Genomic DNA, 10,400 nt, shown 5'->3' on the forward strand with positions numbered 1-10,400 from the left:
CTGCTGTACTTTAACGCGGCGCGCACCGATGGCGCCGTCTACGGTAAGCTTGTAATTGGCAACAGGAACGGAGCCGCCGATGCTGATATTACCAGTATTTCCATCTGCAATCATAAAATAATTGGCACCGCCGGTGCCATCTGAGTTAACATGTGAAAAATACAGGTTTGTGCCGGAAGCGCCAAGGCCGAATGATCTTGCTGATCCTGTAAATTCAATAGCCGAGCCATTATATAGTTTCATTGATTTCTGCCAGTTGTTGGTAGTCCAGGTAGGGCCGCCTGATACATCCAGTTTTGCAGCTGAAGAAAAGGTACCTAAACTAAGGTTTCCTTGAATGCCTATAGCATCACTTACAATAAACGGAGCTACTGATGATACATTATCGTCCTTTACTAAAAGAAGCGATTCTCCACTGGCATAACCAGTAAATGAAAAATAATTCAGGGAGGCACTATTCACAATCTCAAGCGCCATGTAATTTACATTGTTATAAACAAGGGTAACTAATCTGGCAGGCTCATTATAAGTGATGACAGAACCTTTGTTAGCGTTATAAGCCGTGCTGGTATTAACTTCTACGGTCCATTTCCTGTTAAAAGCTCCTGTAGCACCCCTAATACCTGTAATTTTTCCCATTACATGTTTATCAGGCATTAAAGTACCAGTATATAACTCATGTAAAAGAATGTAATTTGGTCCTTGTGAATCTTCTGTAAGCCCCGCAATAGGCCGGTTCACAAAATAATTCCGGTTATTATCCACCACTTGTAATTTACTTACAGGATTAAGAGTACCAATTCCTACATTTCCGGTGTTACCAATCACATTGGTTTGGGCGTTTGCAGTTGCAAACGCAAATACAAAAAGTACAGGGAGTAATTTTTTCATGAGATTTTATTTATCAGGAATAATATCAGGGCAGAACAGAAAACGCTGTAAGGGTATAACTGCAACGTCAGGCATTTTAAAGATAACGGGTTAACCATTCTGAACTCTTTCCGTCCGGGAACAAAGGAAAGGAGAATGAACAACAGTTTCGCTCACACTTTTGTGTTAATCTGTCGCGGATGTTGTCTGACTCACTGATTACGCTGATTATACTGATTTCTCTGAGTTTCCTTCCGGATTTTTAACGGATTTGCGAGATAAAAGCGAATAACCAGCACGGATGTTGTCTGACTCAGGGATTTTGGGAGATAAAAAGCGGATATATCATCTGCTTTTTATCTCCCAAAATCCTTTAAAATCAAAACTGATCAATCACAATAATCAGTATAATCAGCGTAATCCTGCTCCAAGACAATTTCATCGCCGAAGGCGATTAATTCATAAACGCCTCTATCTTTTTCTTTTCATCCAGCTTTACAAACTGGCCATATTTATCGAGGTATTCTTTGGCTATTGGTTTAAATGCCGTTTTGTCCTGTTTATTGAGAAGATAAATAGTTCTTGCCCGCAGGTATATTTCCTCTCCAGGCGCACCATAGGGTTTTACAGTGGTGTAAATGGCCTCCCAGTCGGGGTTGGCGCCATTTTCAGGCAAAGAGGGCGCAATGAGATCCTGGTAAATAAGGTTCATCATTTTTACAGCGGCTTGTCTTGCGCCCATTGCTTTATCGATGGCCTCCATGTTATTGCGGATAATGGAGAAGCCGGTATCCTGGGTACTGCCGGTTACCAGCATTACATAACGAAGATCATCTTCTGAATAGGGTTGTTTCATGACGGCGAAGTAGTCGGCCCCCGCGAGTGCAGCCCCGTCTTTATCGCCCGATTGTACCGCCAGCATCGCCAGCTTTCTCAGGAACTCCGGATCCTTTCTGCCATCAATATATTCCTGCAGCATGGCGCTGTAAATGGCGGCCGGCTCTGTAAGATCGGCATCCTGTGCAGCTACTTCCGGGATGGCGCCCATGTCTCTATTCAATGGCGCGTGAATCTTTCTGATTTCCGCGAACGGAATTTTCACCACTTCCCGGTCGTAGGTCAGCAGCCCGTTCTGTTCTCCCTCCACATCAAAAGGCTGGGTATAGATGCTGGCTGATAAACCCTGCCGTTCCAGCAGCTGCAGATGCTGGTTCATAATAGCATACTTTGATTTCAGCGCACCAGGCTTTTCCTGGATGTATCCCCAGGCGGTGTTGGTGTTCCACTGGTGATCGGGAATAAATACGCCAATACCGCCAAACTCGCCCAGTACACGGGCTTTCCCGGGCATCTTTATAGCGTTCATGGGATTCGGGTAGCTGTGCACATCGGTGAGGTCGGCGCTGATATACGCATTCGGGCTTGGGCTGCGGAGCTTTTCGTTTACATACAGGTATTCTCCCGAATGACCATTCACCAGCCGGGAAGGATCGCTGCGTTTGATCCATTCTGTTAAGCGCTGCTGATCGAACTGGCCCCATTTTTCATTAAACAGCACCCAGGTAGTTACACAGGGATAATTATGCAGCTGCGCCAGCGTTTCCTTACACTGCTGTTCAAAAGCGGCTTTGGCGCCTTCCGGCAAACTGTGGTTGGGGCTCACCATATCCTGCCATACCAGCATGCCCAGTTTATCGGCCCAGTAATACCAGCGGTCGGGTTCTACTTTAATGTGTTTGCGGATGGTATTAAAGCCCATCGCCTTGATGGCTTTGATATCAAATGCCAGCGCTTCATCAGTGGGCGCCGTGTAAAGTCCGTCGGGCCAGAAGCCCTGGTCCAGGGTACCAAGATTAAAATAAGGTTTGTTGTTAAGGAAGATGCGGTCTACTCCTTTTTCATCTTTTGCGATGGATATTTTACGCATGCCGAAATAGCTTTTCACTTCATCGGCTACTGTACCTCCTTTCAGGAGTTTCACGGAAAGATCGTACAGGAAAGGGTTTCCCGGCGACCATAAAACGGGATGCGCCACTTTTAACTGTAACGGAACACCGCTTTTACCTTTTACGGCGCCTGCGGTTTTACCGTTGGCCGAAGCCACTGCTTCCACGGTGTATCCCGCGGGTGCATTTACCGTGAGGGTAAGTAATTGTTGATCTATGTCTGGTGTGAAATCCAGGCCGGAAATATAATTGGTGGGCACTTTTTCCAGCCATACGGTTTGCCAGATACCGGAACTGGGCGTGTAATAAATATTGGCGGGGTTCAGTACCTGCTTACCGGAAGGGCCTATTCCCCTGTCCGACGGATCATAGATCTTCAGCGCAAGAATGTTTTCCCCGTTCTTTACCGCATTGGTGATATCGATAGTAAACGACGTATAGCCGCCGGTGTGAGCTCCTACTTCTTTCCCGTTGAGGTATACTTTGCTTTGCCAGTCCACCGCCCCGAAGTGCAGCAGCGTTCTCTCTCCTGCCGCCTGGTTAATATTCAATTTCCGGCGGTACCAGAGCCGCTGTTCCGGCAGCAGCGTTTTCTTTACGCCTGACAATGCTGATTCCAGTGGATAAGGCACAAGTATCTGCCCATCGAAATTATAAGGCGCTGCTTCATCCACCGTGGTGATAGCATATTCCCAGAGGCCGTTGAGGTTTTGCCAGTTCTTCCGCTCCAGCTGGGGCCGTGGATAAGCGGTAAGCGCATTTTGCGGGCTCACTTGCTTCGCCCACCTGGATTGAATGGCAACAGGTTTCATTTTATAACCGGTTTGTGCCTGTAACGGGGCATGACTGCAGAAAAGCAAGGCAGTGGCCAGTAATAGTGGTGTTCTCATCATGGAATTACTTATTTCTTTTGTGGTTAAATTGAGTGGTTGACAGGGTTGTGATCTTTCAGTTCATCTTAATGGCTAAAACAGGTACGGTAGCAAAATATACATAATTCCCGGTGAATAAACAGGCCTGACCTTTAAGGTTTGTTAATCTGTTTATTTTGCATTTCTATTAATATTATTATAAATAATAATCTAATATATTAATACAAGAAATTAAAAAATCAACATAATTATCTTTAAATAATTAATTTTTTATTCATAAATTATACAAAAACAATACATCATTATGACGTAAATAAAATATTAGTAAAATGAATACTATAAATATCAACCACTACAATCACATTTCTAACACCTGGGATGAAATGTACATTACTGATAATCAGCTGAGGGAACAATACCACCGGATTATCAGCTACCTGGAGAATGAATCCGCCAACGACCTCAATAAGAAAGAAGAACTGGCCAAACGCCTGTTTATGAGCCAGGGAATCACTTTTACGGTGTACGACAGCGGGGAAGGGATTGAAAAAATCTTTCCTTTTGATATTATTCCCCGTATCATTACCTGCGCAGAATGGGCCATTATCGAAAAAGGTATTAAACAGCGTTTGAAAGCCCTTAATCTTTTTCTGAAAGATGTTTACAGCAACCAGTTTATTATCCGTGACGGGGTGATCCCCGCTTCTCTTATTTACTCCTGCCCACACTTCCTGCGGGAAATGCACCAGTTGAATGTTCCCTACGATATTTATATCCATATTGCCGGCATAGACCTTATACGGGATTACGACGGCACCTTCTATGTACTTGAAGATAATCTCCGGACTCCTTCCGGGGTAAGCTACATGCTGGAAAACCGGGAGATCACCAAAAGGCTTTTCCCGGATCTTCTGCCACAGTGCAAAGTGCGCAGCGTAACGGAGTATCCCTCCATTCTTTATAAAAACCTGTTATCGCTCTCGCCCCGTGCAGTGTCCAACCCTACCATAGTGCTGCTAAGCCCCGGCATGTACAATTCCGCCTATTACGAACACACCACGCTGGCCCGCCTTATGGGCGTGGAACTCGTGGAAGGCCGCGACCTGGTAGTGCGCGACCAGAAAGTATACATGAAAACGACCACCGGCCTGCAACAGGTAGATGTGATCTACCGCAGGGTAGACGACGAATACATTGATCCGCTGGTATTCAATCCCAAAAGCGTGCTTGGTGTTGCCGGCCTGATGAGCGCCTACCGTAAAGGTAATGTAGCCATCATTAATGCCATTGGTAACGGCGTGGCAGACGATAAAGCCGTATACAGCTACGTGCCTGATATGATCAGGTACTACCTGAACGAAACACCCCTGCTGAAAAATGTACCTACCTACAGTTTAGGCAACCCCGAACATAAGGAATATGTGTTCAGGAACATGCATAAAATGGTCATCAAAAAAACCAATGAAAGTGGGGGCTATGGTATGTTAATGGGACATGCCGCTTCTGAATCCGACATCGAAAATTATAAAAAGGAAATACTGAAGGATCCCCGCAATTTTATTGCCCAGCCCACCATCAGCCTCTCCACCGCCCCCTGTTACCTGGACGGTATGCTGCAACCCCGCCGGGTAGACCTCCGGCCCTATGCCCTCGCAGGCCCCGACGGCATCTCTATTGTTCCCGGCGGATTAACCAGGGTGGCGCTGAAAGAAGGCTCCCTTGTTGTAAACAGCTCACAGGGCGGCGGCAGTAAAGACACCTGGGTATTGGCATCATAAACAAAAAACAAAACGCCTATGTTAAGCAGAGTAGCCTCAAGTTTATATTGGTTAAGCAGGTATGTGGAAAGAAGCGACGGCATTTTAAGAATGCTGAAAATAAATTACGCCTCCTCACAAGACACCATCCAGGAATTTACATGGACACCGGTAATCCGCATTTCTTCCGGCGGCGCTGAAGCCGATATTTCATCTATCAAAAACGACAGCAGATCGGTGATCGAGTACCTGCTCTTTAACCGCGACAATCCCAACTCCGTTATCAACATGATCACACTTGCCCGTGAAAATGCCAGGAGCGTACAGGAACATATCGCAAAAGACCTGTGGCAATGCCTTAATGAATATTATCATACCGTAAAAGACCCGAAGCTGCTGTGGTATGTACAAAAAGACGACCCTGTAACAGCGCTGGATATTCTCATTAAACAGGTAATGCTATATTATGGCACTGCAGGCAGTATCATGGAAAGGGGCGAAAGCAGAAGCTTTATGAGCATCGGCAAATACCTTGAAAGAAGTATACAGTCGATCGATATCCTCGATATCAAATTCATCTCCATCTCCAACAATCCCGACCTGCTCACAGACACCTCCTACTGGCAACACCTTTTACTGTCGCTGGGCGGTTATGAACTTTACCTGAAAACTTACCGCAAAGGCTTTGAAGCAGAAAACGTACTGGAGCTGGTAATGCTCAACAACGATTTCCCCAGGTCTGCAAAATACTCCGTGAATAATATTTACCGGTATTTTGAACGGCTTAAAAGCGATAAAAATATAGAACACTATAATAAGCTGTCGTTTAACATCGGCAGGCTGAACAGCACCATCACTTACAGCTCGGTAAACAGTATGAAAGCGGAAGGACTTCACTCCTATCTTGTTAAGATCAGGAGCGAGCTTTACGGCATCGGTAACCTGCTGAATGAACACTATTTCGCAAACGCTTAACCATTAGATTATTTTATGCCTGTTTTCAAAATAAAACATATTACGCATTACACTTACGAAACACCGGTACGCGACAGCGCCAACCAGATTATCCTGTATCCCGTAAAAGATGAATACCAGAAAGTGATCAAACATGACATCACTATTTCACATCACCCGGATGTAGAAGTGTTCAAAGACTATTACGGCAATGAAGTGGGCATCTTTACGCAAACGGAGCCCCATCATGAACTGAAGATCGTTTCCTCTATCTGCGTGGAAACTACTCCGCGGCCGCTACCCACAGATAGCCTGCCTCCCGCCGCCCAATGGGAACTGCTGGAAAGCATCCGCTACGATGTGGCCTTTATCGATTATCTCAAACAGGAAAACTTTGAAAGCGTGGCCTCCCTCCGGGAAACTTCACTGAATCTTAAAGATGATATCGATACCCCTTTCCAAACAGCTGTGCGTTTCTGCAATTATGTGTATACACATTTCGATTACATTAAAGGAGTTACCACCGTGAATAGTACCCTTGATGAGATACTGTTATTACAGGCGGGCGTATGCCAGGATTTCGCGCACCTGCTCACCGCTATGCTGCGTTTCACACAAATTCCGGCAAGGTACGTAAGCGGGTATATCTGCCCCAATAAAAACGGGATGCGCGGAGAAGGCGCCACCCACGCCTGGGCCGAAGTGTATATTCCTGAATATGGCTGGCTGGGACTTGATCCTACCAACAACTGCATTGCCGGCGAAAATCACGTAAAACTGGCAGTGGGACGTAATTTCAGCGACTGCTCCCCTGTGAAGGGCGTATATAGCGGCGGCGCAGGACATACCCTCGATGTAACGGTATCTGTGGGTTACGACGACCACGAGCATTATGATCCGGAACCATTTCTCTCTCCTGCTCAACCTGCCATGAGCAGCACCGTTTCACCGGCGCCTGCAAAAAACAGCTACCAGCGTCACCTGGAAGAAATAATGATGCAACAACAACAGCAACAACAATGAATACACGAATTACACCGGCGAATGGCGGAATCCCGTCTGCGGAGCCCGCAATACCGGTCTGGCCCGCTTAATCACCTCTTTTATTTATTTCTTAAAACAATCTGATAATTCATAAATAAAGAAAAATTTATATAGTTTTGTCCTGAACCTTAACGAGCGAACTAAAAACTACAACTGTCACACTTAAAAGAGTACAATGCAACGCTTAGCCACGAAAGGGCGCTGGGATGCTTTCTGCCATACTATCAGCAGCATTCCGCCAAAATACCTGTATATCCTGTTTTTGTTGATGGCGGCAGGCATCTCCTTTCATTCCTGGTATTCTTCACAGGACATGGAAAGATGGACCCGTTACAATAACTTCCTCATTTTTAAACAGGCATTCTCACACCTGGTACATAACCAGGACCTCTACGTGCTATACGAATCAGAGTATTACGACCTGTATAAATACAGTCCTTCGTTTGCTTTGTGGATGGGTGTTTTCGCCTGGATGCCCGATGTACCTGCATTGATCTGCTGGAATATCATGAACGTGGTGGTATTTATTATTGCCATCAGAACATTGCCGGTAAAGAAAGAAAAACAATCCATCCTGTTGTTGTTTTTAGCTATAGAGATGATGATTGCGCTGACCAGCTCACAGATCAACGTATTTATCACGGGCTTTTTTATCCTGGCATGGCATTGCATGGAAAATAAAAAGATCTGGCTGGCAGCATTGCTGCTGGTGGTAACAGTATACATCAAACTATTTGGCGTAGTGGCTATGTCGCTATTCCTGCTGTATCCCCAACGCTGGAAAGCCGCCCTGTACACTGTTTTCTGGACTGCAGTAATCGCGGTAATGCCGTTGATGGTGATTTCATGGGATCAGCTGCTGTTCCTCTACAAAAGCTGGGGTCACCTGCTGGCGAACGACTACTCCGCTTCCTATGGCGTTTCCGTGATGGGATGGTGGCATACCTGGTTTAACATGGATATCTCCAAACAGCTTTTTATGCTGGTGGCGGCAGCCATTTTCATGGCGCCGTTTTTACCCATCCTCTATAACCGGGAGCCCAAATATAACCTGAGCATGCTGGCTTCTGTGCTGATATGGGTGGTGATCTTTAACCATAAAGGCGAATCGCCTACTTATATTATTGCGCTCACCGGCGTGGCCATCTGGTACTTCACACAGGAACGGCCGTCAACATTAAATACCATACTGGTGTTGCTTACGCTGGTATTCACTTCTTTTTCTTCCACCGACCTGATCACTCCATACTGGATTGCCAGAACTTATGTAGAACCTTATGCGGTGAAAGCCGTGTTCTGCTCCATTGTGTGGCTGAAAATAGTGATGGAGCCTTTCTTCGTGGCTTCTGCGGAAACGGCCACCATCAGGTCCGGGAAGCTGCAACGGGCAGCCTGAAAATAACAAAGGCAGCGGTAAAAAAATATTTTACATAGTTAATCAACAAGCGCTAGTCCTATTGTAGCCGTATATACCCCGTATATTTAGATACGGGGTATATACGGCTACAATAGGACTAGAATAGGGGGAATATCCGGGGGAAACAGGGAGTATCCATACTGTATCCTACGCATTTTGCTTCCTTAAATATTTGGTGAGGATCACAATCAGCTGTCCTTCTATCTTTCCTTCTATTTGTTCTGTATTATCCGGTACCAAACGGATATTCTTCACTACGGTGCCCATTCTCGCGTTCAGGGTAGATCCTTTTACATCGAGGGATTTGGTAAGAACAACCGTGTCGCCGTTTTGGAGGATAGCGCCGTTGCTATCCCTGTGCAGTTCCACCGCCGCATCATTCTCATGATCGCCGGTAGCTTTGGCCCATGCCAGCGCTTCATCGTTCAGGTAAATCATGTCCAGGTTATCAGCCGCCCAACTTTCTTGTTTTAAGCGGTGCAGCAGGCGCCAGGAAACGATCTGTACACCAGGGATCTCGCTCCACATCGATTCGTTCAGGCACTGCCAGTGGCTGCTGTCCAGCTCTGCTTTTTTCTCCACCTGTAACCGGCATTTTTCACAGATAAGGATACAATTATCCTGATCACTGTAGGTTTGGGGAGGCACTTCGTACATGTTCAGCGGCTCTCCCGATTTGCATAGCTCGCACTTGTTTTCGCTCCTTGTTAGCAATAGTTCGTTCAGCTTCATATATATCCTTGATAAAAAAATGTGCACGAAGGTAACATTTTTTTGCCCGGGACCATAGCCGGTTCCATTTTATGGTACTACGGTAATAAAAAGATAGGTAGCCAGTATCACCAGCAACACGATCCCCTGCAGGATATTGGTTTTTCCTGCATTAAATGAAATACTGATGGTAAAGAGGGAAAGGATCAGCAACAGGGTGGACTTGGCATCTATGCCAAGCGTGATTCTGAAATCCAATGCGTAGGCCACAATAGCCACTGCGGGGATAGTAAGCCCTATACTTGCCAGCGCAGAGCCAAGCGCCAGGTTCAGGCTTGTTTGCAGCCGGTTCTGTGAGGCGGCCCGGATAGCGGCCAGTCCCTCCGGCAAAAGGATCACCGCTGCAATGATAACGCCCACAAGGCTTTTAGGGGCGCCAAGGTTTACCACGATGGTTTCAATTACCGGCGATAATTTTTTCGACAGCAATACCACCACTGCCAGCGCTATCAGCAGGAAGACGAGGCTTACAACAGTGGTTAACCCCGATGGTGGCGCTGCATGTGTGTCTTCATCGCCGGGTGCGGCATCCTCAGGCAGGAAATAATCGCGGTGCCTCACGGTTTGCACCGCTACAAAACCACCATACAGCACCAGTGAAATAATGGCTACAAATATCAGCTGGCTGCTGGAATAAACAGGGCCTGCTTCCGTAGTAGTATAATTGGGTAAAACGAGGGTTAAAATGGAGATCGCCGTTAAGGCAACCAGGGCGGCACTTACACCAGCTTTGATAAATGCCTGTTCTTTAAAGCGGTAACCACCAATG

The 10,400-nt window shown here is 46.3% G+C and carries 7 protein-coding genes and 1 pseudogene; 4 read left to right on the forward strand and 4 right to left on the reverse strand.

Features of this window, described 5'->3' with window-relative positions; all coding sequences use genetic code 11:
* Together VIM72_RS14105 and VIM72_RS14110 are read right to left on the reverse strand one after the other, a co-directional pair.
* Nucleotides 1–891 (reverse strand): annotated as a pseudogene (locus VIM72_RS14105) (hypothetical protein); the annotation flags it as partial.
* Nucleotides 892–1,324: 433 nt separating this feature from the next.
* Complete coding sequence (locus tag VIM72_RS14110) at nucleotides 1,325–3,709, reverse strand: glycoside hydrolase family 2 protein (protein ID WP_332003463.1); 2,385 nt, start codon at nucleotides 3,707–3,709, stop codon at nucleotides 1,325–1,327.
* A 308-nt stretch (nucleotides 3,710–4,017) separates the two neighbouring features.
* On the opposite strand from VIM72_RS14110, the gene VIM72_RS14115 reads away from it, so the two are divergent.
* The 4 genes from VIM72_RS14115 (at nucleotide 4,018) to VIM72_RS14130 (ending at nucleotide 8,839) form a co-directional block, all read left to right on the forward strand.
* Nucleotides 4,018–5,466, forward strand: a complete 1,449-nt coding sequence (locus VIM72_RS14115; protein ID WP_332003464.1) for a circularly permuted type 2 ATP-grasp protein — start codon at nucleotides 4,018–4,020, stop codon at nucleotides 5,464–5,466.
* A gap of 18 nt (nucleotides 5,467–5,484) precedes the next feature.
* A complete protein-coding gene (locus VIM72_RS14120) occupies nucleotides 5,485–6,420 on the forward strand; it encodes an alpha-E domain-containing protein (RefSeq protein WP_332003465.1) in 936 nt (311 codons plus the stop codon).
* A 15-nt stretch (nucleotides 6,421–6,435) separates the two neighbouring features.
* A complete protein-coding gene (locus VIM72_RS14125; RefSeq protein WP_332003466.1) occupies nucleotides 6,436–7,422 on the forward strand; it encodes a transglutaminase family protein in 987 nt (328 codons plus the stop codon).
* Nucleotides 7,423–7,618: 196 nt separating this feature from the next.
* On the forward strand, nucleotides 7,619–8,839 hold the full coding sequence (locus VIM72_RS14130; RefSeq protein WP_332003467.1) for a glycosyltransferase family 87 protein: 1,221 nt from the start codon (nucleotides 7,619–7,621) through the stop codon (nucleotides 8,837–8,839).
* A 168-nt stretch (nucleotides 8,840–9,007) separates the two neighbouring features.
* On the opposite strand, the gene VIM72_RS14135 is transcribed toward VIM72_RS14130, so the two are convergent.
* Together VIM72_RS14135 and VIM72_RS14140 are read right to left on the reverse strand one after the other, a co-directional pair.
* Nucleotides 9,008–9,592, reverse strand: a complete 585-nt coding sequence (locus tag VIM72_RS14135; protein WP_332003468.1) for a PhnA domain-containing protein — start codon at nucleotides 9,590–9,592, stop codon at nucleotides 9,008–9,010.
* Between the two features lie 69 nt (nucleotides 9,593–9,661).
* On the reverse strand, nucleotides 9,662–10,400 hold a 739-nt coding region (locus tag VIM72_RS14140), incomplete at its 5' end, for an ionic transporter y4hA (protein WP_332003469.1).

The organism is Chitinophaga sp., from assembly GCF_036569185.1.
Classification (GTDB): Bacteria; Bacteroidota; Bacteroidia; order Chitinophagales; family Chitinophagaceae; genus Chitinophaga.